This window comes from Gryllotalpicola koreensis, assembly GCF_039538185.1.
Lineage (GTDB): Bacteria > Actinomycetota > Actinomycetes > Actinomycetales > Microbacteriaceae > Gryllotalpicola > Gryllotalpicola koreensis.
On record NZ_BAABBW010000001.1, the window covers coordinates 690,361 to 714,351 of the forward strand.

A 23,991-nucleotide genomic window follows, 5' to 3' on the forward strand; every position below is an offset into this window, starting at 1 on the left:
TCGCATGCCCATGATCGACGTCTACGCCCCCGCAGGCCTCTTCCCCGACGTGCATGCCCTCGCCACCGACCTCGCCGCCACGCTCAAGAGCGTCGAGCAGGTTCCCGAGCTGCAGTTGTTCCGCGCCAACACGGCGGCGTTCGTGCACGAGGTGCCGGCTGCCGCGATCTCAGACGTGAACGGCTCGAGCGATCACGTGCGCGTGACCGTGCTGACCAACCAGGGTGCCCTCGACCGCGACAAGCAGCTGGCGGCGGTGCGCGAGCTCTCCCGGGTCGTGGCCGAGCACGCCGGCGATGCGAGCCTGGTGGCGCGCACCTGGGTGCAGCTGACTGAGGCGTATGACGGCGGGTGGGGAATCGGCGGCGAAGCGCTCACCAACGACGGCATCGTCGCAGCGGCCCGAGCGGAACTCAGCCGGCAGTAGGCGCTGGGGCGGCGCGCAGGCCGTCGACCACGAGATCGAGCAGACGACTGGCTTGCGGGCGCCAATCGGATGCCGGGTCGAGGCGCCACAGGAATCCGACGGCCAGCAGCACATCCTCGGCAGTGAGGTCGGCGCGCAGCTCGCCCGCCTGCTGCCCGCGCGCGAGCAGGTGGGAGATCGCATCGGCGAGCGCTCGGTGGATCTCGTCGCGCTCCAGCGGCACGGACTGCGTGGCCGCGTCGAGCGCGCTCTTGAGCCCCGTCTTCGTCATGCCGTACTGCGCCATGCGGTCGAACCAGGTGCGCAGGGCGACCGCTGGCTCGAGCTTCGCGACCCAGGGGGAGTACGCCGCGTCGACGAGCTCCTGCACCTCGTGCCGGTAGGCGGCCACGACGAGGTGGTCGCGGGTGGGGAAGTGGCGGTAGAGCGTTCCCGCGCCGACGCCCGCCGTCTTCGCGATCGAGTTCAGCGACGCGTCGGGGTCGGCGGTCAGCGCCTCGAGCGCCACACCGAGGATGCGCTCGTAGTTGGCCTGCGCGTCGGCGCGCTTCTTCACTTCGGGCTTGGTGTCAGGCATCCGTCTACTACTGCGCTTGCTAAACGGAGAGTTCTCCGTTACTGTTGATCGAGTCACCGGAGAACTCTCCGGTTCTGATCAATCGTACACCCTCCCACCTTTGAAAGGCGGTACCGCTGTGCCCACCAAAGCAGCGAATCCCACCATCGCCTTCACGATCCTCGCGCTCGCGGTCGCCTCGCTGACCGCGCTGCAGTCGCTCATGGCGCCCGTGCTGCCTGCGATGCAGGCCGATCTGCACACGACGCAGACCGGCGCCACCTGGATCATGTCCGCCTGGCTGCTCTCCGCGGCCGTCGCCACCCCGCTCATCGGGAAGGCCGGCGACCTGTTCGGCCGCAAGCGCGCGATCCTCGCCGTGCTCGGCGCGATCGCGCTCGGCACGCTCGTCTCCGCGCTCGCGCCCAACCTCGCCGTCGTGCTCGTCGGCCGCGTGCTGCAGGGCTTCGGCTACGCCGTGACCCCGCTCGCATTCGGCATGATCCGCGAGATCTACCCGGCGCGCCGGGTGCCCGGCGCCATCGGGCTGCTGTCGTCGATCCTCGCGATCGGCAGCGGCATCGGTGTCGTGCTCGCCGGCCCGATCGAGTCGGCGCTCGACTGGCGTTGGCTGTTCTGGCTGCCGATGATCCTCGTCGTGCTGCTCGGCGTCGCCGCCGTGTTCCTGCTGCCCGAGTCGGGCACCCGCACCGAGGGCCGCTTCAACACCCGCGCCGCCGTGCTCATGGCCGGATGGCTGGTCGCCCTGCTGCTGCCGCTCTCGGAGGGGCGTGCATGGGGCTGGACCAACCCCGCCACCCAGGGCCTGTTCGTCGTCGCCGCGGTGCTGCTCGTGCTCTGGATCGTCGTCGAGTCGAGGGCTCAGCACCCCATCATCGACATGCGCCTGATGCGCACCCCCGCGGTGTGGACCACGAATCTCGTCGCCCTGCTGTTCGGCGCGACCATGTTCGGCATCCTCACCTTCCTGCCGCAGCTCGTGCAGACGCCCGAGTCCTCGGGCTACGGGCTCGGGCTGTCCGTGACGGGCGCCGGACTCGTGCTGCTGCCGATGGTCGTCGGCATGGGCGTCACCGGGCCGCTCAGCGCGCGCATCTCGCATCGCGTGAGCTTCCGCATGCAGCTCGTGTGGACCTCCGTGATCTCGACCGTCGCGACCGCCGGCATTGCGTTCGAACACGATTCCGCCGTGGTGATCGCGGCCTGGGGCCTGCTCTACGGCGTCGGACTCGGCTTCGCCTATGCCGCCCTCTCGAGCCTCGTCGTGCAGAGCGTGCCGCACCACCAGACCGGCGTCGCGACGGGCATGAACGCCAACATCCGCGTCATCGGCGGGGCCGTCGGCACCGCGGCCGTGACCAGTGTCGTGACGGCGCACGCCACGGCGACCGGACTGCCCGTCGAGGGCGGATACATCGGCGGATTCCTGCTGGTCGCCCTGTTCGCGCTCATCGCGGTCGGCGCCGCCGTGCTGGTGCCGCGGCGAGGCGCCGCGGTGACCGAGCCGACGGATGCCGCCCCCGAGCCGCGCCACGAGGTCGAGGTCGAGTTCCTCGACGCCGCGTAGGCGGGGCGCAGGAAGGCCCGGGTCAGGTGCCGCAGGCCGCCTGGTGCGTTCCCGGCACGCACACGGTGTCGGTGTTGAACACTCCGCCCTGGTCGGGCGTCAGCACGATCTTCCCGTCCGTGACGGCCACGTCGAGTGCGAACGAGACGTCAGCGACGTTGTGGAACGGCGCGTTGATGGCATCCGATTGGGTCGTCGTGATCTCGCCGTCCCTGGTCGACTTCACCTGCATCGCCTGCGCGTCGAAGGCGAGCTGGGGCGCTCGCGTCAGCTGGTAGCTGACCGTGGTCTCGGCCTGCAGATTGAAGACGTTGCGGATGCCCTGGGCGAGGCTGCAGTCCGGGGCGAGGGAGGGCTGCGCGAAGCATCCGTTCACCAATGCGGTCGCGGCCGCGACCGATTGCCGACCGAGCTTGTCGGACGGTTTCACGCCCAAGGTGACCGCGGCCCTCGCGCCCGTGACGGCGACCTGCTGCGGCACGGGCGCGAAGAATTTGTTCGAGACCCCCAGCGCGAAGCGGTATGTGCCCGGCAGTGCGGGCACCGCGAGCGTGCCGTCGCCGCCCGGCAGCGGCAGCGACCTGCCCTCGACGGCGAGCGAGTCGGCCTGCTTGCCGCTCGCGACCGTCACATCGACCCGGGCGATGGGCGCGTTCGTGATCTGCCAGGTGGGCCTCGTGAAGTACCCGCTCCGCACGAGCTGCAGCTCGACCTTCGCGGTGTGCGCGGTGCCGTGCTGCGTGTAGCTCACAGTGCCCGACGCGCTGTCGTCGTGCTGCGTGAAGCGACCGGACGTGACGTGGGCGATGCCGCGATCGGCCTTGCCGTAGACCGCGTCGCTGAGCAGCAGCCCGTTCGGCACGGAGTCTGCAGGGGTCGTCGTGAGCGCGAGCGCGTCCTGGGCGTGGCCGTCGGCGAGCAGCTGCCAGAACTGGATCGCCGTCTGCGCCGGGGCGGGCGGCCGCTGCAGGCGCACCCACCCGACCGCCGCCACCGCCGCCGCGATCACGACGACCGCGACGACGGTGATGATCCAGGGCGCACGTCGGCGGCGGATCGTGTCGGCGGGCATGCGTCCCAGAGTACGCAAGCCCGGGAGCGGCTACGCCTGAGCGATCCTGATGAGGTTGCCCGCCGGGTCGCGGAACGCCGCGTCGCGCTGGCCCCACGGCTGGTCGGCGGGCTCCTGCAGGATCTCGGCGCTGTCCGCCGCGGCGACCTTCTCGAAGGTCGCGTCGAGGTCGTCCGTCCTGAAGTTCACCATCTGCAGTTCGCCCTTCGCGAGCAGCGCGGCGAGCTGATCGCCGCTCTCCTGCGAGCGCCCGCCGTGCGGCTGCTCGAGCACGATCTGGATCTCGGGCTGGGTTGGCGTCGCGAGGGTGATCCAGCGGAAGCCGCCGTTCTCCGCCTCGAAGAGCTTCGTGAAGCCGAGAACGTCTTGATAGAAGGCGAGCGAGGCATCGGGGTCGTCGACCAGGATGTGCACGCCGCTGAGTGAAACTGTCATGCCCTCGAGGCTAGGCAGGGGAGAGAACGGATGCTTCTTCGAAACTGCTCTGTTCGGTGGGTCTCGATACGCCCGCTTCGCGGGCTACTCGACCAGCGGGCTGGCGCCGCGGCCTGGTGATCAGCATGAGCTGGCACGGGCTGATGAGCTGCAGCGCGCTGTGGTCGCGGGCGCGGTAGGCGCTCGGCGTCTCGCCCACGAGCTCGGTGAACCTCGCCGAGAACGAGCCGAGGCTCGTGCAGCCGACCGCGAAGCAGGCATCCGTCACACTCAGGTCGCCGCGGCGCAGCAGCGCCTTCGCCCGCTCGATGCGCCGGGTCATGAGGTAGGCGTAGGGCGTCTCGCCGTACTCCGCGCGGAAGCGGCGGCTGAAGTGCGCCGGCGACATGAGCGCGGTCTGCGCGAGGGCCGGCACGTCGAGGGGCTCGGCGAACTCACGATCCATGCGGTCGCGCGCTCGCCGCAGGCGGCGCAGCTCGTCGAGGTCGGCCATGCGTCCATTGTGCGCGCTGCTGCTGCGGCGCGCCGCGACTGCGCCCGTTCGGCGCACGTGTTGCCGGTGCGCCGGGCACATTCGCGCCGAACGGGCACACCCCCCTGCTCGCCGGACGCAGTCAGCGCACGGTGAGGCGGAAGATGCGCAGGGTGCGGCCCGAGGCGACCTCGTATTTGCGGTAGCCGGGCCACTGCCGCTGGATGGTGGCCCAGACCTCTTCGCGCTCGGAATCCGGCACGAGGGTGGCGGTGACCCGCATCCGTCGGCCCTTGTAGTCGATCTCGGCCTCGGGGTGAGCGAGCAGATTTGCGGTCCAGGCGGGGTGCTGCTCGCGCGCGAAGTTCGAGCCCGTGATGAGCCAGGTGCCGTGATCGGGCACGCACATCAGCTCGGTCTGCCGCGGCTGCCCGGTCTTCGCGCCGGTCGTGTGCAGCACGAGCGCGGGCATCAGGATGCCGCTCGCGGTCACCCGGCCCTCGGTGAGCTTTGCCATGACGCGCTCGAACGGCGGCATGATGCGCGGGCCGACGCGGCGGAACCATCGGGTGCGAGAGACCCATGCGACGCCGGCGCGGAAGGTTCTGAGGGGCGAGTCCACGCTCTCAGTCTGTCGCGTTGCGCTCGAGCGGGTTTCTTTGAGGCGCCCCAGCGGTACCTTTGCCGCATGACGTTCAACGAGAACGCCGACATCTCGGGCGGGAAGGCGAGCCGCCGCAGCGGCGGCCGCGGCATGAAGATCGGCGGCGGCGCGGGCGGCGGAGCGATCCTGATCGCGATCGTGGTGCTGCTGGTCCAGCACTTCACGGGAGTGGACGTGAGCGGCGTCGCGGGCGGCCTCTCGGGCCTGCAGGGGCAGCAGATCGACACGAGCGGCGACGAGCGGCTCGCCTGCACGGCGGCCGAGGCGAACAAGGACGCGAACTGCCGCATCCAGGGCGCGGCCGCCATGCTGCAGACGTACTGGGCCGACCAGGTGCGCGGTTACACCGACCCGCAGGGCATCGTGATCTTCGACCAGTCGACGACGACCGGCTGCGGCTCGGCCTCGACCGACATGGGGCCTTTCTACTGCCCGAACGACCAGACGATCTACATCGACCCGGCCTTCTACGACGAGCTCGCGCAGCAGTTCGGCGACACGGCCGGCGGACTCGCGCAGCTGTACGTCATCGGCCACGAGTGGGGTCACCACATCCAGAACATCACCGGCACGATGAAGGGCAAGAACCTCTCGGCGACCGGAGCCTCATCGGACTCGGTGCGGCTCGAGCTGCAGGCCGACTGCTACGCCGGCGCGTGGCTGGGCGACGCGTCGACCGTGAAGGACGAGAACGGGCAGACCTACCTCGAGCCGATCACGGCGGACCAGATCACGGATGCCTTGAAGGCGGCCGCCGCGGTGGGCGACGACCATATCCAGGAGGTCACGCAGGGGCAGGCGAACCCCGAGTCGTTCACGCACGGCACGAGTACCCAGCGTCAGAAGTGGTTCAACACGGGGCTGAACGGCTCACCCGGGAGCTGCCAGACCTTCGGCATCCCGGCGTCGCAGCTGGGGTGAGCCGCGGATAACTGTGCCTGCGCCCGACACGTGCGTCCGCGACGGGAGGCGCAGCCGTCGGGTGCAGGCACAGAAGCGGGGCGGCTACGCCGCGAGCTCGCTCAGCTTCGCCTCGAGCTCGGCATCCGTCGGCTCGACGACGTGGGTCGCGTCGGGGAACACGATCACCGGGATGCTCTTGCGACCGCTGATCGCCTCGGCGCGTGCGGCGCCCTCGAACTCCTCCTCGACGTCGACGTAGTCGTAGTCGACCTCGAGCCGGTCGAGCAGCGCCTTCGAGCGGCGGCAGTCGCCGCACCAGGCGGCGCCGAACATGGTGATCTTGTCGAAGCTCTCGGGGGTGGCCATACCTCGATGCTACGTCGGCAGATGCAACAGAAGCTGACGGTAGAACCGCTCCCCGCGCACGAGCGCGTCGACGGTCACCTGCTCGTCGTTGCCGTGGATCGCGGCGCGCTCGGCCGCCGACATCGCGAGCGGGGCGAAGCGATAGGTCGCCTCGGTCGTGAAACGGTGGAAGTGCCGGGCATCGGATGCCTGCAGCATGACGTACGGAGCGACGACCGCCTCGGGGTAGGCCTCGGCCACGGCATCCGTGATCGCCTGCCACTGCGGCGTATCGGTGCGCGACTCAGGGCTCGCGGGGTAGCCCTCGATGAGCTCGATGGCAACAGCCGGGTCCTTGATCGTGCGTTTCAGGGTCGCGATGACCTGCTCGACGGTGTCGCCGACGGCGAGGCGCAGGTTGAGCACGGCGGTCGCCGTGTTCGGGATGACGTTGTGGGCTGTGCCGGCATCGAGCAGCGTCACGGCGAGGGTGGTCTGCACCATGGCGGCCGGTTCGCCGCCGAGGCTCGCGAGCAGGCGCGCGCTGACGGGCCCCAGCCGCGGCGCGACGGTGACCAGCGCCTTGCCCGCGCCGGTCGCGACGCCCTCGAAGGAGGCGAACATCGCACGCGCCGTGGCGTTCAGCCGCTTGGGGAACGGATTCCGGCGCAGCCGGGTGATCGCCTTCGCGAGACGCTCGGTCGCGGTCGGCGCGCGACTCGGCGTCGCGGCGTGGCTGGGCGGGGCGGTGGCGGTGAGCCGCACCGTCACGGCGCCCTTCTCGGCGACCCCGACCATCGCGCTCTGGTGCCGCAGCCCCGGAAGCGGCGCGTCGATGACGGCGCCGCCCTCGTCGATCACGAGCCAGGGGCGGATGCCGCGCGCGTGCAGCTCCTCAGAGATCGCCCTCGCCGATGGCCCCTCGGTCTCCTCGTCGCCGCCGAGGCTGATGAGCACGGGGCGCTGGGGCGTGGCGCCGACCGCGAGCAGGTTCTCGACGGCATCCATCACCGTGACGAGTGCGCCCTTGTCGTCGACGGCGCCGCGGCCGTGCACCACGCCATCTTCGATGAGGCCGGAGAACGGCGACCTGCTCCAGTTCTCGGCGACGGCGGGCACGGTGTCGAAGTGCGCCATGAGCACGACGGGCTCGACCGATGGTTGAGGAGCGCCCGTAGGGCGCGTCTCGAAGCCATCGTCGGCTGAGGATCGCTTCGAGACGCCGCTGCGCGGCTCCTCAGCGGTCGGGTCCCAGTGGAACACCACCCCGCGCTCCCCGATGCGCTCCTTCTTCAGGTGCTGGTGCACCAGGGGGTACAGCTCGGCGAGCAGCTGCTCGAACGCTTCTGGGCCGTCGGTCACGACGGTCGATGACACGGTGTCGAGCTGGATCAGCCTGCTGAGGCGCTCCTCGATTCCGGGGCGAACAGCTGCGGCATCCGTCTCGGATTCATCGGACATGCGGTCAGCCTACGAGGCGAATGCCGCGCCTCACCGCACGGGCCCGCTCCAATGGCCGAAGGCCGAGCCGATCGAGCTGGCGACGAGTACGACACCGGTGCCGATCCAGGCAAGCATCCGTTCTTTATCGCTGTCGACGCCGAGCAGGGGGCGCCGCAGGTTGTCGGTCGTCAATCCCGTCAGCACGAGGATCACGTCGATCGCCCACCAGACTCCGAGGCCGCCGAGGGTGATGAGCTTGAGGATGCCCGTGCCGATCTTGCCGAGGTAGAAGCGGTCGACGCCGAGCCAGCCGAGCACCAGCGCGAACAGCCAGGTCGCGGTGAACGACTTCGGGGCGGAGGCCGGAGCCGGCGGCTGCGGGTAGCCGCCAGTGGGGGCGGCGGGGGTCGTGGTCATGATGATGTTCCTTCCGGTGGTTCTGCCGGAAGCGTCCCGCGCGAAGAGGCCCGCCACAACGGCCTGAAGTACCGGGACCAAGGCCCCTGGTGCCACCCTTCAAACTGGGGGCAGATACCAGGGACCCAGCTGACATACTGTCAACTCTTAAGGGGTTGGGGGACGGATGCTGACACCACAGCAACTGGACCGAGCTGTCGGCGCCGTCACAGCGTCGGCGGCAGGGGACGCACTTGGAGCACCATACGAATTCCATGCGTCCGTCCTGCCGCCGACGCCAATCACCCTTCATGCCGCCCCGCCGTGGGAGCTCGGCGAGTGGACCGACGACACCAGCATGGCGGTGCCGATCCTGCAGGCGTTGGCCCGCCACAAGCCGCTCGACGACGCGCGCACCCTGGCCGCCATCGTCGGCGAGTGGATCGGGTGGGCGCGTGACGCGAAAGACGTCGGCCTTCAGACGCGGGCCGTGCTGGCCGGCATCCGTCATGTCACTGAGGACGACGCGCGCACCTCGGCGCTCGCCGTGCATCGCAAGTCCGGGAAATCGGCGGGCAACGGCTCGCTGATGCGCACGGGCCCGGTCGCGCTCGGGTTCTTGGGTCGATCGGAGGGCGGTGAGACGGATGCCTTGGCCGCCGCCGCCCGCCGCGTGAGCGAGCTGACGCACCATGAGACGGATGCCGGCGACGCGTGCGTCATCTGGAGTCTGGCCATCCGCTCGGCCATTCTCACCGGCGCACTCGAACTGCGCGCGGCGGTCTCTGCGTTGCCTGTTGACCGGGCGGCGCTCTGGAACGCGCGGCTGGACGCTGCGGAGGCCGCGCTGCCCTGGGAGCTGCACGCGAACAACGGCTGGGTCGTCGGCGCGCTGCAGTGTGCGTGGTCGGCCATTGTGCATGCGTCGTCGCTGCGCGAGACGCTCGAGCTCGCGGTGCGCAGCGGAAACGACACCGACACCGTCGCGGCGATCGCAGGCTCTCTGGCGGGAGCGGTCTACGGTGCTGCGGCGGTGCCGGCTGAGTGGGTCGAGGTCTTGCACGGGTGGCCCGCAGACGAGTTCCGCGCGTTCGGCGCTGCCGAACTCGCGGAACTCGTGCACAGGGCCGTTTCCGATCGTTGAGCGTTCGGCGCTCAGCAGCGGCAGCCCGGTGGGCTGCCGCGCGCCGGACGCCGAGCGGGCTGTGCTCGCGAGGTGCAGGCATCCGTCTCGAAACGATCGGTCGGACGCTAGTGCCGCACGATCTGCCAGGTGCCCTCAGAGCTGACGGTGATCACCGCGGGAACCGACGGGAGCAGCGCGGTGCCGGAGTACGGCCCGGTGTGGGTGAGGATGTTCACCGTCGCGAGGGGGTCCTCGGTGTAGCCCCTGACCTCGAACTCGCCGGTGCCGTTGTGCACGGCGTTCACGCCGCGCCACGTGCCGTCGTAGAGGAAGACCGCGTCGCCCTGTCCGTTGCCGGTCGAGGGCATGACACCCGCGCCGGCCACGGGTGAGATCGTGATGGACCAGCTGCCGTCGGCGACGATCTGCAGAGTGGTCGCCTCACGACTGTCGTGCACGCCCCAGGCCGTGGTGCCGCGGTAGTCGCCGCTCGTGTTCACGGGCTCCTCGACGATGGCGTTGTTCGCGTCGCGCAGGCGGAGCTCGAACGCGCCGTCGCCGGTGTGGCGGCCGGTCAGCAGCCCGGCACGGGCGCCTTCGGGCAGGGTGATCAGGGCGTCGCCCTCACCGTGGTGGGTCTCGGCGTTGAAGTTGCCGAAGTTCTGCATGGCCCAGACCTGGGCATCCCAGATCGTGGATTCGTGGGGGCCGTCGGTGTTCGGGGTGATCGGGTGTGAGACCGCGGCAGGGTTGGTGGCCGGCTCGGCGTCGGCAGGATCGTGGCCGAAATAAAGACCCACGGTGATGGAGCCGGCCACAAGCGCCCCCACTGCGATGCTCGAGGCCCAGATGCCGGCGCGCTTGCGGTTGCGGCGGATGGTCTCGGTTTGCACGGTAGTTTCTCCTTCGCTTGTTAGACGCAAGCAAAGATACAAGTTGAACCTGAGCGGATGCCGAACGCGCGAGTGCCTCCTTCCCGTCGGTCGAGTAGGCCGCCGTCGGCGGCCGTATCGAGACCCTTTCCTCAGCGAATGAGCTGCGCTCGCGGATGCTTTCCCTTCCACGCCGTGTCCGCGGTGAGCGCCGGGAGTTCGAGCCGGTCTGCGAGTGCGAGGCAGAGCCGGTCGGCGAGCGAGAAGTTCTCGCGCGGTTTCCACAAGAGAGCGGCTCGGAGCGCGTCCGCCTCAAGGATGGGTACGACCGTGAGCCCGTAGCTGCGCAGAAAGCTCCACACCGTCTCCCATTGGAACCCGAAGAATCGGACCTTCTGGGCGACCTCAGCGAGATTCGCCGCGCCGCAGAAACCCCCTGCGGTGAGTGCGCGCTCGACGCTCTCCCAACCGGGCTCACGTTTCAGCAGCGCGATCAGCGCCGACGCATCGAAGACAACGCCGGTCATGACTCGCCAGCGTCTTCGCGGGCGGCCTCGGCGCGGCGTTCGGCGAGGAGGTCCTCCAAGATCGAGGTGCCAGCCAGCTTGGATTGGATCTCCTTCAGCACCTCTGCCCGGTCTTTGATGGTCACGCCGTTCTCGGTCTCCACGGCGATGAGCGTCGTGCCTTCCTCCCAGCCGAACCGCGCCCGCAGCTCAGCCGGTAGCACGACGCGCCCCTTGTTTCCCACCGTCATGAAGTACGACCCACTCATGCCGGGAAGGTACCACTCTGCTCGCCATGCGGCCACGGTAGCGGCCGGCACCGACGTGCCGGTGCGCCCAACCGGTCCGTTGTGGGCATCTCGCGGCGATCCCTGCCTGTGGACGGCGAGTCGCCCGGACCACGGCGCGTGGCGATCGTTCACGCGTGGCCTCGTGCTGACGCATGGAGTGCGGGCGCCCCGTCGGGTTCGGGGTTGAGGGCGGCGAGGCGCCCGCGGTGTGGACGGCGCGATCGGCGCCGAGGTGAGCGGCTACTGGACCGCGGTGAACACCGACCCGTCGCCGAAGCTGACGACGCCGCCCTGAAGCGAGTTCGGCACCTCGAAGACGACGACGCCGTTCGCCAGCTGGCCGGCGCCCAGCGTCACGCTCGGCATCGCGCCCGGGTAGCCGTAGACGTCGGCCTGGGCGTAGGCGGTTCCATCCGGCCCGGCGAAGTTGACGTCGTACGCCGTCGTGGACGCATCCACGCCCGAGTCATTCGCCTTGACGTGCACCGTGATCGCCACGTATTTGTAGCCCGTCTTCGGCGCGCTGAACTGGTCGTAGCCGCGCCAGTCGTTGCTGTAGCCGTCGAACCACTCCTCGTAGGTGGTGACACTGCCGTCGAGGCGGTTGGTCGACTGCATCTGCGAGTGAGTGCCCGCCGGGTTGGGGTCGTCGAACGACTTGCCTGCGTTGGCGGCCTTCTCGGCCGCAGCCTTCGCCGCGTCGGCGGTCTGCTGAGCGGCCTTGGCCCCGGCGTCGTCGCCCGCTTCGCACTTGTCGAGCGCGCTCGTGTCGGAGTACTTCGGCGCGCAGTCTGCCCGTGCCTGGTCGCGGTCCGCGAGTGAGGGCTTCCCCTGCTGGCAGTCCGTCTTGGCGAGCGTGTCGGTGTACTTCCCGCAGTCGGCGACCGGCGAGGCGCCCGTCGTCTTCGGCGCCGTGATTGCAGGGGCGGCACCCGACGTGGGCGAACCGCCGGCGGCCGACGGAAGAGCGATCGCGAGTGCGACCAGGACGCCGCTGACGACCCAGGCGACCTTGCGCAGCGCCGCGTTCTCGACGCCGGCGAGGGGGCGTCCGAGCTTGTCGCGCTGGGCCCCGGCGAGCGTGATGATCAGGTCGATGAGCGCCCAGACTCCGAACCCGCCGAGGGTGACGAGCTTCAGGATGCCAGTGCCGACCTTGCCGAGATAGAAGCGGTCGACGCCGAGCCCGCCGAGCAGGAGCGCGAGGATCCAGGTGGCGAGGAACGACTTGGTGCCCGTCGTCTGGCTGGGCTGCGGCGGTGCGGGGTAGGGCGCGTAGGGCTGTGTGGTTGCGTTGGACATTTCGTGCGACTTTCTTTCGAACGGATGCCGCGAGCGGAGGTGCTCGGGGCGAGCGAGCACGTTTCCGCCGACCACCGACACTGGGTGGCCGCAAATTGTCCAAAACGCGGTGTATTGGTCGGAATTACCCCCGGAGTGGGGGAGCGGGGTAGTACGGGGATTCGAGAATTACTTGGGTGTAAGTGTTCGAGGGCATCTAGATTGAGCTGGACCGGTCTCCGCCGATAACCTCGCGCTGTGAACGACTACATTCTCGAGGCACACACGGCAAGCGGTGAGCTGTGGTGGCGAACGGATGGGCTCGGCGATGAGAGAAGGATCGCCGCTTGGCTCGCCGCCAACAAGGAAGTCGGAGACACCTTCACTACCGAAGAGCTGCGGCGAGGGATCGGAGACAGGCTGAGCGCGGACGCTCGCAACAATGCCGAGCACTTTCAACGTCGTGTCCGAGAGCTTCGGAAGGCAAAGTATGGAAGCTGGCTTATTCCGTCAAAGAAGCACGACCGTACGTTGCAACAGGGGCAATACCGTCTTGAGCGTGTGGGGTGGTACCCGGCTTTGGGCGCGAGGCCAAACGACCCCTCTGCCGTCAGCGCCTCCACTCGGCGAGCAGTGATAAACCGAGACGGCCGCCGCTGCGTGATTTGCGGCATCGGCGCGGGCGAACCTTATCCGGGTCGGCCGGACACCAACGCGGTACTCACCGTGGGCCACGTAGTCCCCGGTATTTCCAACGGCAGCGGAGACCTGTCCAATCTCCAGACCGAGTGTGCGGAGTGCAACGAGCCCGCTAGGAGTAATACGGAAACGCCTGAGTCGCCGGGTTCACTAATAACAGAGGTTGCGAACTTCAATGTTGGCGACTTGCGGCGTCTGCAGGCCTGGGTTGGACAAGGACGTCGAGGTCGAGACAGAGTCGATACCGCGTTCGACCGCTATCGAGCGTTGTCTCCGGGTGGAAAAGCCGAGTTCAAGACCGCGTTGGACGGAATACTCGGACTTCGGGGCCGCGGGCCTGGCTAGTTTTCAGTCCCGGCTCGAGTGCTACTCGATGAGAACGCCGCCACAGCCTGCCGCTTGCAGGTAGCCGCGCAAGAGGACCCCATCCCCGCAGAGCGAGCTGTCAATGAGCGGCCTCATAGCGCGGCGACCCGAGCGCCTGAGTAAGAGAGGTCACCACCGTGGTCAGGTCTTCGTGCTCCCAGAAGTGCAGTACTACCCACCCCTCAGACGCCAGAGTCGCGTCAGTGGCGCGGTCGCGCGCAATGTTTCGATCGAGCTTCGGCAACCAATAGTCGCTGTTCGTCTTCGGGCGGCTGCCGTGGGTCGGACACCCATGCCAGAAGCAGCCGTCGATGAACACGATGACCCTGCGTTTCGTGAAGACGATGTCTGCCCGAGTGCGAATGCTTGGCGATGCTCGGAAGTCGACGCGGAATCGGTATCCAAGGGCGTGCAGGGCCGAGCGCACAATCAGCTCTGGTTTCGTGTCTCGTCGCTTGTTACCGCGCATTGACTTGCGCACGGATTCGCTCGACGCCCACGACATGGTCACCACGCTAGCTGGCCAGATTCCCACCGCGGAGCGACTCCTCCCAAAAAGGGCGAGCGCATCGGATCCGTCGCTGATTGACTATGGGCGTGAGCGTTGCAGACTCCACCTCTCCATCGGGAAGTGCGCCTCGCCCCCTGCCGCAGCCGTACAGCACGGAACTGTCAGAGGCACTCGAGCACCGCGGCCGCGATACTCCTGCTCATGAGCGCATCTACTCGTATCTATTCGAGTACCGGAATGCACCTCCAACCGACGCCCAAATAGCGGACTACTTCTATGCGGACACGGGCCAGCGCCCAACGCAACTAGATCGCCGTCGGCGGGAAGTCGGCGAAGTCTTCCAGATAGAGCAAGTACGCACAGGGCGGGAGGTTGCGTACAGGCTCGTCGGATGGCGCGCTGTGCAATTAGCGCGCGGTGCGGGAATCTCGCAGCGGGATCGATTTGTGGTCCTACAGGCTGGGCGATGTGCGAAGTGCGGCCGAACCGTCGCGGATGACGGCGTGAAGTTGGTCGTCGACCACGTGATCCCACAGGCCTGGGGCGGTACCGATTCGCTCGACAACTATCAAGCGCTCTGCCAAGAGTGCAACGCGGGCAAGAAGGACTTCTATGGCTCGTTCGATGAGTACGCGGATCAGATCCGCGAAGCCGTCAACTACGACGAGCCACACCGGCGGATTGCCATGCTTCTGAAGGCCACCGAGGGCGAATGGATCCCGTCTGACCTGATCGGCGCGGTCGCGTCTGCGAAGCAGTTCCAAGAAGACTGGCAGAAGCGAATGCGCGAACTACGTGAACTTGGACTTCAGTTCGAGATGCGCAAGAAGAGGCTCCCGAGCGGGCGCGTCACAACCGAGTGGAAACTGGCGCGCTGGAAAGACCTGCCAAACGAGCCACTCGCGCCGCTCATCCGCCGTCTCGAGCGTGAGAAGAAACTAGCGAAATAGCCCGCTAAATCAGCAAGCGATCGCTAACTAATCTTGGAGCGCGCAACGTTGAATGCTGCGTGACGCACGTGGTTCTCCTGGCCGACGAAGCCCCGGAATGCGCCGATCGCGTAGGTTCGCTCGCTCCCCTCGCCGACAACATCGAGTTCAAAGTCGCGGCCGATATCGGCCATCCTGCGGGCAAACTCTGGTTCGCTCATGGTGCCGCCCGCAGCGCGAATCACCTGCTGCGCGGTCATTGGTTCGGCCGACCCCTTTAGTGCGAGGTATACCGGATCGTGCGCGGTTGACTCCTCGGTCTCGACACACTCAGATCCTGCGCCCTCATGCCGAAGCGCGGCCGCGATCGCCCCTCCGACGGCTCGCGCGACCGGCGGCGGGAACGCGTTGCCGATCTGGCGCGCCCGCGTCGTCTTGCGCCCGGTGAATGTCCAGGCGTATTCGGGGCTCGCTCCCCATCCCTGAATTCGGGCAATCATCTCAGTCGTCAGTTTGGGTGTGAATGCTTCCGGAATGTCCGGGCCCGGTGCTTCGTCCGCAACTCCAATACCATCCACGCCAAGCGCGGCCCACGCCTTGCGTGCGCGCGTCGGGCCCAAGTCCGCTCCGCCGTGCTTCTTAGAACCGCCGACGATTGTGGGGGCGATCCCGCTCGCGCGCTTGGCCCACGCACTGACTCCGCGCCAGCCGCGTTCTCCCATCAGGTCCGCAAGCGCGGACCCGACCGTGCCGATGAACGGGGTCGGCTTCGGCCACGAGAAGTAGCGCGCGTCTTCGGACCGAAGTGCGACAAGGATGAAGCGCGGTCGAAGTTGAGGCACCCCGAAATCGCGGGCCTCAAGGAGTTTCCAGTCGGACCAGTAGCCCAGTTCGGCTAGCCGATCCTTGACGTGTTGGCGGTAAGCGGCGAATCGCGGCATGGAGAGCCCCCGCACATTCTCGAGCAGCACGGCGCGGGGCTGCATTTTGCCCGCTAATTCAACCGCCCATGCAAACAAGTCACGCTCGTCGCCGGTTCCAAGCTGCTTGCCTGCGATTGAAAACGGGGGGCAAGGAACGCCGCCAGCCAGGAGCGATAGTTCATCGGCATATTCACTTGGGTTCCAGACCGAGGAGTCTGCAACATCGCCAACGCGAACTTCCCACTCGGGACGGTTGAAGCGAAGGGTCGCAGCCGCGTTTTCATCAAGTTCGACCGCTAGGCGGTGCTCGAAGCCGGCCAATTCCAGTCCTAGTGCCTGACCTCCTGCGCCGGCACAGATTTCGACCACGGAAAGTGCGCTCACTGCAACTCCTCAAGCTCACGACGAGATTACGTCACGGCAAGCAGACCATCGACCACCGACACCGGCGCGAAGCGCTTTCCGTGCGGCCTGTTCGGCTGGAGTTGTGGCAGAGACCTGCCGAGGCCTGCGTATTGGAAGTTGCCGCGATCAACATACGGCCTGAAGAAGACCGCGCTGTGGCCCGTCTCCGCCCCATCTCTATGCGCTGGGAGTTCCATCGGATTTATGCAGGTTGCAGTAGCGGTGGGTGAGGGCCGCGTTGTCCCACGTCGTGGAACCGCCTTTACTGAACGGAATCATGTGATCCATATGCGCATCATCAATGGACTGAATCTTTTGGCTGCAGATCGCGCACGTGGGGTCGGTCTTGAATGCGTCTTCCTTGGTGGTTCGGCTGAATGCGCGGGCGCCTTGATCCTGGTTCTTTAGGACGGAGTCGAGCATGTTCTTCCATAGTTCGAACCGACGCTCAACTCGCTTCTTCTCGCTCGTTGAGTACGTAAGCAGGGCGCTGAACTCGGGGGAGATCATCAACTCGATGGCAGCTTCGCGAATCGCATCCGCGTTCTTGACGACTAGGCCCTTTTCATTTCGCTCGGGCGAGAAACCCCACAATTCGACGTCGATGAGCGCGCGATTGATGCGCGATTCCCACGCCCCGCGGTGATCGCTCTCCCCGCCGGGGAGATAGCGCCTGAGAGCCCGCTCGCCGAAGACTGTCTGGACGAGTTCGACCGCAGTCCTAAAGTCCTTTCGCGCCTCTTCCATGCTTGAATGCGTCGGATTCGCATTAAGAGTCATTTGACGATCGAGGAACTTCCCGGTCTTTTTGTCCGGGTGCTTTAGATAGGTCTGTTCGCGGAATGCCATGTAGCGGAGCACAAGTTCAACGTCGACCATTCGCTTATGCCGCTCCTTTAGCCCAAGGAGTTTTAGCCAGGTCTTTTCGCTAGCCAGCTCCTTGATGAAGTCGTTGTAAGGTCCGCGAAAGACGGAGTTGCGAAGCTCTTGGTCGTTGAGGCTTACGGAGCCCTCATTGAGGCGCTGAAACAATAGGTACCGGATCTCAGGATCCGATTCCTTTAGTACTTCCACCACGGATATCTTTGCGTCTTCGATGCGGGTCTGAAGCTCTTCGCTTAGATCCTTGAACCGCTTACCCGTCAGCCTCGGATTCGCCAGCTTTAGCGCGAAGTCCCCATCGAGATAGCGGAACACTGCAGTCAAGCGCTGCTGTCCATCGATAACCACGGCCTTACCGTTGTCGTCTTGAGCAAGGAAGACCTGCGGGATTGGCAAATCCAGGAGGATTGACTCGATCAGTGCGCTCTTCTTTTGGTCCGACCACACTTCATAGCGTTGGAAATCGGGCTGGGTATCTAGCGCGCCTTTTTTCCACCTGCGTTGCAGGCCAGCAAAGTCAGGTGTTGACGCAGACGTGTAGAGGCGACGCGGCCCAGAAGGGTCGGGCGCTTCGTCGGGCACTTCGCCACTATGGTTCTCCTCCTCAAGGTCGTTCGTGGGCGGCACGACGACTTGGAAGTGGTCCTTCCCGGCTTGACACTGGGGGCATGTCCATTCCGTGGGCAGACTGTCGAAATCGTCCGAGTAGTCGGCGGGGCTAAAAACGTAACCGCAATCGTCGCAGCGGTACTCCGTCCGAATCGTGCCCGAATCGCTAGCCACTTGGTCCCTCCTTCTGGGCGCCGTGAGCCCGCCCCACGCAAGCATATTTAGAGCTGGACCAAGCGGCGGCGCGAGTCACCGAGCGGTGGCCTGTGTTCGTTGAAGAAGATGCCGCAGCGGGAAGTTTTTTGGGCGGGGTTGCTCTGGCGGAAGGCGACGATTGGTTGTTCGGTATTGCCGGGCTGTAGAGCTTCTGTCTGGGGAGGTTCGGGCGTGGCATCCTCTGGCTGCTGACCGTCGGGATCCTCGGCTCGGCCAGGCACGCGGCGATGACGGGTGCCGCAACTGGGCGTCCCGCGAGCAGGTCGGTGCGCGCGGACGCGGTGAGGTCGGTCACTCGTCCTGTCTATTGCGGGCAAGCGGCGCAGGCGCAGACCCACTTGTGGGCATCTGCCACCCGCTATTCGCCGCGGAGTACGGCGGCGACGGCATCCCCCGTGCTCATGTCGCTGGACCGCACCAAAGTGAGCCACCGCGTCCAACCGTGAGCTCGAAGGCGGAAAAGCGGGTTCGCGGGAAGGCATTCGTCGAAAACCTCGACGGCCAGTTCGGGGTGCGTTCGCGCGATCTCGCGCGCACGCGGTGCGACGGCCTCGTGAAGCATGGCGAACTCGGCCGGGGTGAAGCCGGCTCGTGCGAACTCGTGAGACAGCTCCACCCACGTCGGGATATTCACGAGATGCCCTTCGGCGAGCATCGCGCCGATCGCCCGACGGGAGACCCCCGAACCCAGCGGCAGAGGCGAATACCGGTAAATCGCGCGCTGCCATTCGATCGCCGGCGCGCCCTTCAGATAGATCCCTCGCTGATGAGCCATAGCTGCCTCCTTGTGTGACGGGAGGCATCGTGCGCCTCCATCGACTTGCCGCTGGCGGATGCCGCGCGGCCGGTTCTTCGCCTGGGGCACCCCGCTCGATGGAGGAGGGTTGCCGTGCAGCCGGCCAGGTACCGAAGGCTGCAACTCGTGAACGTGATCTCAGGCTAGCGCTCGCGCGGTGCCGACGATGAGAGCGTGGCGGCAGGTTGATGTCGGCGGTCTGGATCGGTGGGGTGTGCAGCACATCAAGAAACCAATGTGCGACACGGAACGACGCACTTTGCTTACTCAAGACGCGAGCCTCGTAGCTAGAGTGACGGCCGCCGCCAGCGCCGTCGGCCCGGTGCGCTCATGGCTGACTGCACGCGCCTACGCGCTCGATGTCGTCGCCGTGCCGCGGACCACCCCGTCCGCCGCTGCGGGCGAGGCTGACTGACGGCGCAGCTCAGCTCACGCGGAAAGCGGCCGGGGGTTGGCCGTCACGCGCCGAACACGCGGAACGCGGCGACCGCGGCTGCCGCGATGAGCACGGTGCCCCAGAACCCTCGGGCGAGCCAGGCGCGCTGCACCTCGACGCGGAGGGCGTCGAACGCGTCGGCGTTGAAGCCCGGGGCGCGGCGCGAGACGGCGCCTCGCCAGGTAGCGGGGTCGGCCGCGGCATCCGCGATCATCGCCACCTGGGTCGGGCTGAGGGTCTGCTCACGGTCGGCCAGCCACTTGTGCACCCCGCGATCACTGGTGATTCCGACGTCGTCGGGCTCGTTGCGCACTGAGACGGACTGCGGTGCCACGAACACGATCAGCCCTCGCACGGGCACGTTCAGGCCGGTTGCACGGGTGAGATTGACGGCAGCCTCGGTCGCGAGGTCGCGCGAGCGGGCAAGGTGCGGGCGGGCGACTCCGTTGATCGCGAGCGCGTCGCCGCGCACCGTGACCGCGGCGGCTTGCTGATGCTGCACGGCGAGGGCGAAGACGCCCGCTGGGCCGATCGCCAGGTGATCGATGACCCTGCCGCGCTCACCGACGGGAACGTCGTGCAGGATCACCCAGTCGGAGCCGAGCTTCTCGAGTTCGTCCGCCACGTGGAGCTCGCTGAGCGCGTCGAGATACGGCTGACGGGATGCCTCGGACAGCGGGCTGGCTCCGAACGCGCGGCCGAGGACCGAGCGGGGACGTGACTCAGCCTGTGCGTTCAAGCAGGCGGCGATGACGGATGCTGCAGCGGGGCGCGCTCGCAGGGACGCGGCGGCCCCCGTCGCGGTGTTCGCGCCTCGCAGTTCTGTCATGCTTACTGTCCTATGGCACCCGGCCGGGGCTCGTCAGTCCCAACATGAGGGCCCTCTTTCTCGCTGCCGTCATTCTGCGGCGGACCACTGACAGCTTTGGGCGCGCACCGGGCGTTTCATGGGGTTGGCTTAATCGGTCGGCTTCGGGCCGCCGACGAGGAACTTCGGATGCGTGCCCTCGGGCCCGCCGTACCAGTAGATGGTGCCGTCGCCCTTGCTCCAGAACTCGCGGCCGCTCCGGTTGCGAGCACGGAAGAGACCCTGCTGCGCGCTCGGCGCATTCCAGACGAGACGGAGACCATCCGTGAAGCGGACATCCAGCCTGCTCGAGTCGGGGGCCAGAGCTGCCAGTTCGATCGTGCTGTCGATGAGGAGCTTGAGGACAGTCCCGGTGGTGGTGTCCGAGGCCGCAAACGTGGGGTCGAAGACTCCGGTGAGACCGTTCGGGTCTGTGAGCTGAACAGGGCCGGCGAAGAACAGATCCCCGCTGCGGGTCTCGAGCTGCATGCTCTCGGCGTGCATCGTGACCCCGAAGACGACGTCGGCGAGTTCCAGATCGATCAGACGTTCGCCGTCGCGTGGCGGATCAAAGGTGCCCTCGGCTTCCAGGTCTTCGAGCCCGATGCGGTCGGGGCGCGGCCCCTCACCTTGTTTGGGCGGCTTGCCCATGACGGCGTAGGAGCGCATGCCCTTGGTCGAGTAGACGTCCCAATACTCGTAGTCGCCGCGCTGTGGCTCGAACTCGAGGCGGAGCCCGGATTCGAAATCGACGGCGAGCTTCGAGTGCTCATCCGCTCGGGCGAGCGTCACCGCGTCGGCGAGCAGGGTGCCCATGAGCCTGCCCGTTTCGGGGTCCTTACCCATTCCGCTATCCGACGCGAATTCGTAATGGCTGCCGTCGGGCCAGGTGATGTGCCAGGTGCCGCCGGAGGCCAGATAGGCTCCGCCCTGGACGAACATGATGCGGATGCCGTCTGGGTACGCAAGGTAACCGCACACGCGAGCCCCCGTCAGCCCGACATCGATTGCCGTCACTTTGTCCATCCTTCCGGCATCGGGAAACTTCCATCTCGATTGCGCACGATGTGGGCGAAGTTCGGGTCGTCGCCCTTGAGCCGCTGGAGATTGAGGACGGTCCCGTCGGGCTCTTCGAAGACGACGTAGCCGTAGGGGTAACGCCGGTCATAGCCGTGCTGTCCGGGTTTCATCACCCGCATGCTCCTTCCGTCGGGCGCCTTGTAGACATAGCCCTGCCCGTTCCGGGCTTCGGTCTTCACCCAGTCCGACGTGGTGCCAGGCATGTCACCGGGCTCCTCGTTGCCCCACACTTTGTCACCGGTGAAGGGTTCGCTGCCGGGCTTATCCCCAAGCAGGTGCGGTTGGCAGCCCTCGCCGTGCAGTTCGGGGTCGCACGGCTGGTACGGCGTGACTTCGAAGTCCTTGCCCTCGATCGCATCTGGCCCCGGCCGGCGCTGCTTCTTGGGCGCAGCGGCGGACTCGTCGCTCGAGCCGCCGAGGGACAGCACCAGGCCGAGTACGCCGAGGAGGCCGGCTCCGGTGGCTGCCGCGGCCGCCGTCGCCCCGTCGATGACGGCACTGCCGAAGGCGGGCAGGCCCCATGTCGGCGAGACCGGCAGCGCGAAGCTCGCCGGGCGCGCGGCGCTACTGCCGAGCGGCGCCTGCGGCTCGGGGCAGGGCAGATCGACCGAGCCGGCCTCGCCTCCGCGGATCGCCGCGATCGCAGCAGCGCACTCGCCCTCCGCGGCGTCGATGCGGTTCTGCCAGTTCGGGTCGTCAGGGTGAGCTTCGGCCTGCGCGACGAGCGTGCGCAGCGGGAATTCCTCCGTGAGCAGGGCGCCGTGCAGGGCATCCGCCGCCTGCAGCAGAGCCGTCGACAGCTGGTGGGCCGGGCCGACGAAGCGGCCGACGCCCAGCTGCGTGCCGGGGGAGTCGAGCGCGGCCGGCAGCAGCTTCCACGCCGCCTCAGCATCGGCTGCGGCATCCTCGATCCGCGCCACGGCGTGCTCGTAGTCGGCGGCTGCCGCCACGAGCGGGGCGAGGTCGGCGGTGGCCGTCACGTCAGCATCCCGGCGACGAGCACATCGTCGCGCTCTAGCTCGTCGGCCGCGGACTCGAGGGCTGCCGCGACCTGGCCGATATGCCCGCAGATGGCCGAGCCGCTGCCGGTACGCGCGGCCCAGTACTGTGCGAGCGCCGCATGCACCGCGGGCAGCGCCGCCGACTTCGCCAGCAGCTCTTCGAACGCGAGCATCGCCGCGAGCTCAGCATCGTTCGCGGCCCCCGCGGCCGAGCGCAGCCGGCTCACCAGACCGGCCACGGTGGGGGCATCCATTCGCGTCGTCATGGCTCGGAACGCTAGAGAAGGCGGGGGACCGGCCGACCGCCGAAAGCGGCGAAATGGGGATGGATCAGATGATTTGTGAGTTGTGCTGGGGAAGATAGGTGGTTCGAACCGTTTCGAGACGCGCCCCCGGCGCCCCTCAACGGTCGGTACCTTTCAGGCATGCGGTGGAACGAGGTCGGCAGGGTCGCGGCCGAGCGCGGGCACGCCTCGTCGATCCTCGTGATGCGCGGCGATGAGGTCGTCTTCGAGCAGCTCGTCGGCGCGCAGCCGAGCGACCTCTTCTACACGTTCAGCGTCAGCAAGCCGTTCACCGCGCTCGCCGTGCACCTGCTCGCCCACCTCGGCCGCCTCGATCTCGATGCCCCGATCGCCGACTACTGGCCCGAATATGCCATGAACGGAAAGTCTTCCGTCACGGTGCGGCACGTGCTCACGCACCGCAGCGGGATGCCGTATTCGACGGGCTCCGCGCTGGGCGATGCGCTGCGGATGGCCGACTGGCAGGCATCCGTTCGTGCTGCCGAGAACGCACATCTGCGCTACCCGCCCGGCCGTGTCGTGGCCTACGGCATGTTGAACTTCGGCTTCATCCTCGGCGAACTCGTGTGCCGCGTTGACGGGCGCACGATCGACCGCTTCATCGACGACGAGTTCGCGCAGCCGCTCGGTATGGCAGACACCCATTTGGCGCTGATGACGGATGCCTGGCAGCGCCACGTCCCCCTCGTGGCGGGTCACCCGGTGGAACATATACGCAAAGAGGCATTCAACCGGCGCGCGGTGCGCGAGGCGGTCATCCCCGCGGCGGGAATCCAGACGACGGCTCGAGATCTCGCGCACTTCTATCGTGTGCTGCTCCGGAACGGCGACGGGCTGATCCCCCGCGAGGTGATCGCGGGCGCCCGCGACGTCTCGGCCGACGGCGAACGCGACCACGTCATCGGCCACACGGTGCGCTGGGGTACGGGGTTCCAGCTCGGCTTCCCCAGCGAGATCCGGCCGATGGGCACCCGTGCGAACGCGCAGATGTTCGGACACAACGGCAGTGCCGTCTGCAATGTCTGGGCCGACCCCGTGAGCGACGCCGTCTTCATCTGGCTGAACTCGGTGATCCTGCCGCACAGATCCGGGCTCGCGCACATCTCGCGGCTCTCCGATGTCGTGATCGAGGCCCTTGCTTCGACCTCCTGAATGTCAGTGGTCCTTCCCACACTGGGAGGACGGGGAAACGTTCTAAGGGGAAACCTCATGACTCGTTACGACAACACGATCGAATTGCCCGTCGACGCCGCCGAAGCGGTGAGGGCGCTGCAGCGCGAGCTGCGCGCCGCCAAGAGCCGCCTGGCTCAGTCCCGCCACGAGGCGGCCCTGGCCGCCTTCCGGGTGCGGCCGGGGAGCCCTGATGTCAGTGGTCGTTCCTAGCCTCGAAAGGGAGGGCGAACGCCACATCGGCCACGCAATATCGGAGGGATTCATGTCGCACAACACGATGACGCAGGCTGAGGAGCGCGAGTACGCCGATTGGATTCTCGAGCTGCGTCAGCAGGCGAACTACACCAAGCAGAAGAACGCCAATGAGCATTGGCACAAGATCGCCGAGCGGCTCGCGAATGCGTTCGGTGCCGGAGACCCGGACTCGACGCACTGAG

The 23,991-nt window shown here is 67.3% G+C and carries 30 protein-coding genes and 1 riboswitch; of the genes, 10 read left to right on the forward strand and 20 right to left on the reverse strand.

Features of this window, described 5'->3' with window-relative positions:
• Positions 1-4: 4 nt before the first annotated feature.
• Entirely contained in the window at positions 5-427 is a 423-nt protein-coding gene (locus ABD708_RS03315) for a tautomerase family protein (RefSeq protein ID WP_344751856.1), read from the forward strand.
• Here ABD708_RS03315 and ABD708_RS03320 read toward each other — a convergent pair.
• Positions 414-1,004 carry a TetR/AcrR family transcriptional regulator gene (locus ABD708_RS03320; RefSeq protein WP_344751857.1) on the reverse strand — a complete coding sequence of 197 codons (591 nt, stop codon included), beginning with the start codon at positions 1,002-1,004 and terminating at the stop codon, positions 414-416. The two genes, ABD708_RS03315 and ABD708_RS03320, sit on opposite strands and share 14 nt — an antisense overlap.
• A gap of 118 nt (positions 1,005-1,122) precedes the next feature.
• Here ABD708_RS03320 and ABD708_RS03325 point away from each other — a divergent pair, with 118 nt between their 5' ends.
• On the forward strand, positions 1,123-2,571 hold the full coding sequence (locus tag ABD708_RS03325; RefSeq protein WP_344751858.1) for an MFS transporter: 1,449 nt from the start codon (positions 1,123-1,125) through the stop codon (positions 2,569-2,571).
• 22 nt (positions 2,572-2,593) lie between these two features.
• Here the strand turns inward: ABD708_RS03325 and ABD708_RS03330 are convergent, their stop codons facing one another.
• From ABD708_RS03330 to ABD708_RS03345, 4 genes are all read right to left on the reverse strand, one after another.
• Entirely contained in the window at positions 2,594-3,643 is a 1,050-nt protein-coding gene (locus ABD708_RS03330; protein WP_344751859.1) for a hypothetical protein, read from the reverse strand.
• A 30-nt stretch (positions 3,644-3,673) separates the two neighbouring features.
• A complete protein-coding gene (locus ABD708_RS03335; protein ID WP_344751860.1) occupies positions 3,674-4,078 on the reverse strand; it encodes a VOC family protein in 405 nt (134 codons plus the stop codon).
• A 10-nt stretch (positions 4,079-4,088) separates the two neighbouring features.
• Complete coding sequence (locus ABD708_RS03340) at positions 4,089-4,571, reverse strand: helix-turn-helix transcriptional regulator (RefSeq protein ID WP_344751861.1); 483 nt, start codon at positions 4,569-4,571, stop codon at positions 4,089-4,091.
• Between the two features lie 121 nt (positions 4,572-4,692).
• The gene (locus ABD708_RS03345; RefSeq protein ID WP_344751862.1) at positions 4,693-5,172 is read right to left on the reverse strand and encodes a nitroreductase family deazaflavin-dependent oxidoreductase; all 480 of its coding nucleotides are present in this window, start codon (positions 5,170-5,172) and stop codon (positions 4,693-4,695) included.
• Between the two features lie 66 nt (positions 5,173-5,238).
• On the opposite strand from ABD708_RS03345, the gene ypfJ reads away from it, so the two are divergent.
• On the forward strand, positions 5,239-6,135 hold the full coding sequence (ypfJ, locus tag ABD708_RS03350) for a KPN_02809 family neutral zinc metallopeptidase (RefSeq protein WP_344751863.1): 897 nt from the start codon (positions 5,239-5,241) through the stop codon (positions 6,133-6,135).
• An 84-nt stretch (positions 6,136-6,219) separates the two neighbouring features.
• On the opposite strand, the gene ABD708_RS03355 is transcribed toward ypfJ, so the two are convergent.
• Genes ABD708_RS03355 through ABD708_RS03365 form a run of 3 tightly spaced genes read right to left on the reverse strand, consistent with a single transcriptional unit; the run spans position 6,220 to position 8,322 of the window.
• Positions 6,220-6,483, reverse strand: a complete 264-nt coding sequence (locus ABD708_RS03355) for a glutaredoxin family protein (protein WP_344751864.1) — start codon at positions 6,481-6,483, stop codon at positions 6,220-6,222.
• 9 nt (positions 6,484-6,492) lie between these two features.
• The gene (locus tag ABD708_RS03360) at positions 6,493-7,923 is read right to left on the reverse strand and encodes a M20/M25/M40 family metallo-hydrolase (protein ID WP_344751865.1); all 1,431 of its coding nucleotides are present in this window, start codon (positions 7,921-7,923) and stop codon (positions 6,493-6,495) included.
• 30 nt (positions 7,924-7,953) lie between these two features.
• Positions 7,954-8,322 (reverse strand): TM2 domain-containing protein, encoded by a 369-nt coding sequence (locus ABD708_RS03365; protein WP_344751866.1) that lies wholly within the window; start codon positions 8,320-8,322, stop codon positions 7,954-7,956.
• Positions 8,323-8,488: 166 nt separating this feature from the next.
• Between ABD708_RS03365 and ABD708_RS03370 the strand changes: the two genes are divergently transcribed.
• Entirely contained in the window at positions 8,489-9,445 is a 957-nt protein-coding gene (locus tag ABD708_RS03370) for an ADP-ribosylglycohydrolase family protein (RefSeq protein WP_344751867.1), read from the forward strand.
• A gap of 107 nt (positions 9,446-9,552) precedes the next feature.
• Here the strand turns inward: ABD708_RS03370 and ABD708_RS03375 are convergent, their stop codons facing one another.
• From ABD708_RS03375 to ABD708_RS03390, 4 genes are all read right to left on the reverse strand, one after another.
• The gene (locus ABD708_RS03375) at positions 9,553-10,320 is read right to left on the reverse strand and encodes a hypothetical protein (RefSeq protein WP_344751868.1); all 768 of its coding nucleotides are present in this window, start codon (positions 10,318-10,320) and stop codon (positions 9,553-9,555) included.
• A gap of 131 nt (positions 10,321-10,451) precedes the next feature.
• Positions 10,452-10,826, reverse strand: a complete 375-nt coding sequence (locus ABD708_RS03380; RefSeq protein WP_344751869.1) for a type II toxin-antitoxin system VapC family toxin — start codon at positions 10,824-10,826, stop codon at positions 10,452-10,454.
• Complete coding sequence (locus ABD708_RS03385) at positions 10,823-11,074, reverse strand: AbrB/MazE/SpoVT family DNA-binding domain-containing protein (RefSeq protein ID WP_344751870.1); 252 nt, start codon at positions 11,072-11,074, stop codon at positions 10,823-10,825. The genes ABD708_RS03380 and ABD708_RS03385 overlap by 4 nt, the downstream gene beginning before the upstream one ends.
• A gap of 261 nt (positions 11,075-11,335) precedes the next feature.
• Positions 11,336-12,397 (reverse strand): TM2 domain-containing protein, encoded by a 1,062-nt coding sequence (locus ABD708_RS03390; RefSeq protein WP_344751871.1) that lies wholly within the window; start codon positions 12,395-12,397, stop codon positions 11,336-11,338.
• Positions 12,398-12,634: 237 nt separating this feature from the next.
• Here ABD708_RS03390 and ABD708_RS03395 point away from each other — a divergent pair, with 237 nt between their 5' ends.
• On the forward strand, positions 12,635-13,420 hold the full coding sequence (locus ABD708_RS03395) for an HNH endonuclease (protein WP_344751872.1): 786 nt from the start codon (positions 12,635-12,637) through the stop codon (positions 13,418-13,420).
• A gap of 100 nt (positions 13,421-13,520) precedes the next feature.
• Here the strand turns inward: ABD708_RS03395 and ABD708_RS03400 are convergent, their stop codons facing one another.
• Positions 13,521-13,946, reverse strand: a complete 426-nt coding sequence (locus ABD708_RS03400; RefSeq protein ID WP_344751873.1) for a very short patch repair endonuclease — start codon at positions 13,944-13,946, stop codon at positions 13,521-13,523.
• 86 nt (positions 13,947-14,032) lie between these two features.
• On the opposite strand from ABD708_RS03400, the gene ABD708_RS03405 reads away from it, so the two are divergent.
• Positions 14,033-14,902 carry an HNH endonuclease gene (locus ABD708_RS03405; protein WP_344751874.1) on the forward strand — a complete coding sequence of 290 codons (870 nt, stop codon included), beginning with the start codon at positions 14,033-14,035 and terminating at the stop codon, positions 14,900-14,902.
• 23 nt (positions 14,903-14,925) lie between these two features.
• Here the strand turns inward: ABD708_RS03405 and ABD708_RS03410 are convergent, their stop codons facing one another.
• From ABD708_RS03410 to ABD708_RS03420, 3 genes are all read right to left on the reverse strand, one after another.
• Positions 14,926-16,188 carry a DNA cytosine methyltransferase gene (locus tag ABD708_RS03410; protein ID WP_344751875.1) on the reverse strand — a complete coding sequence of 421 codons (1,263 nt, stop codon included), beginning with the start codon at positions 16,186-16,188 and terminating at the stop codon, positions 14,926-14,928.
• 198 nt (positions 16,189-16,386) lie between these two features.
• Positions 16,387-17,874 (reverse strand): GmrSD restriction endonuclease domain-containing protein, encoded by a 1,488-nt coding sequence (locus ABD708_RS03415; protein WP_344751876.1) that lies wholly within the window; start codon positions 17,872-17,874, stop codon positions 16,387-16,389.
• A 400-nt stretch (positions 17,875-18,274) separates the two neighbouring features.
• Positions 18,275-18,691: a hypothetical protein gene (locus ABD708_RS03420; protein WP_344751877.1), complete on the reverse strand. Its 417-nt coding sequence runs from the start codon at positions 18,689-18,691 to the stop codon at positions 18,275-18,277.
• 36 nt (positions 18,692-18,727) lie between these two features.
• Positions 18,728-18,844: riboswitch (SAM riboswitch) on the reverse strand.
• A gap of 160 nt (positions 18,845-19,004) precedes the next feature.
• Between ABD708_RS03420 and ABD708_RS03425 the strand changes: the two genes are divergently transcribed.
• Positions 19,005-19,127, forward strand: a complete 123-nt coding sequence (locus ABD708_RS03425; RefSeq protein ID WP_344751878.1) for a hypothetical protein — start codon at positions 19,005-19,007, stop codon at positions 19,125-19,127.
• Positions 19,128-19,170: 43 nt separating this feature from the next.
• Here the strand turns inward: ABD708_RS03425 and ABD708_RS03430 are convergent, their stop codons facing one another.
• The 4 genes from ABD708_RS03430 to ABD708_RS03445 form a co-directional block, all read right to left on the reverse strand.
• Positions 19,171-19,977, reverse strand: a complete 807-nt coding sequence (locus ABD708_RS03430; RefSeq protein WP_344751879.1) for a nuclease-related domain-containing protein — start codon at positions 19,975-19,977, stop codon at positions 19,171-19,173.
• A gap of 129 nt (positions 19,978-20,106) precedes the next feature.
• Positions 20,107-21,012, reverse strand: coding sequence for a hypothetical protein (locus tag ABD708_RS03435; protein WP_344751880.1), 906 nt, complete (start codon positions 21,010-21,012; stop codon positions 20,107-20,109).
• Positions 21,009-22,055 carry a hypothetical protein gene (locus ABD708_RS03440; RefSeq protein WP_344751881.1) on the reverse strand — a complete coding sequence of 349 codons (1,047 nt, stop codon included), beginning with the start codon at positions 22,053-22,055 and terminating at the stop codon, positions 21,009-21,011. The genes ABD708_RS03435 and ABD708_RS03440 overlap by 4 nt, the downstream gene beginning before the upstream one ends.
• Positions 22,052-22,342: a hypothetical protein gene (locus ABD708_RS03445; RefSeq protein ID WP_344751882.1), complete on the reverse strand. Its 291-nt coding sequence runs from the start codon at positions 22,340-22,342 to the stop codon at positions 22,052-22,054. Before ABD708_RS03445 ends, ABD708_RS03440 begins: the two co-directional genes overlap by 4 nt.
• A 159-nt stretch (positions 22,343-22,501) precedes the next feature.
• Between ABD708_RS03445 and ABD708_RS03450 the strand changes: the two genes are divergently transcribed.
• From ABD708_RS03450 to ABD708_RS03460, 3 genes are read left to right on the forward strand one after another with little or no spacing between them, the layout of a single operon-like run.
• The gene (locus ABD708_RS03450; protein ID WP_344751883.1) at positions 22,502-23,533 is read left to right on the forward strand and encodes a serine hydrolase domain-containing protein; all 1,032 of its coding nucleotides are present in this window, start codon (positions 22,502-22,504) and stop codon (positions 23,531-23,533) included.
• A 57-nt stretch (positions 23,534-23,590) separates the two neighbouring features.
• Positions 23,591-23,764, forward strand: a complete 174-nt coding sequence (locus tag ABD708_RS03455; RefSeq protein WP_344751884.1) for a hypothetical protein — start codon at positions 23,591-23,593, stop codon at positions 23,762-23,764.
• Positions 23,765-23,816: 52 nt separating this feature from the next.
• Positions 23,817-23,990, forward strand: a complete 174-nt coding sequence (locus tag ABD708_RS03460) for a hypothetical protein (protein WP_344751885.1) — start codon at positions 23,817-23,819, stop codon at positions 23,988-23,990.
• Position 23,991 lies beyond the last annotated feature (1 nt).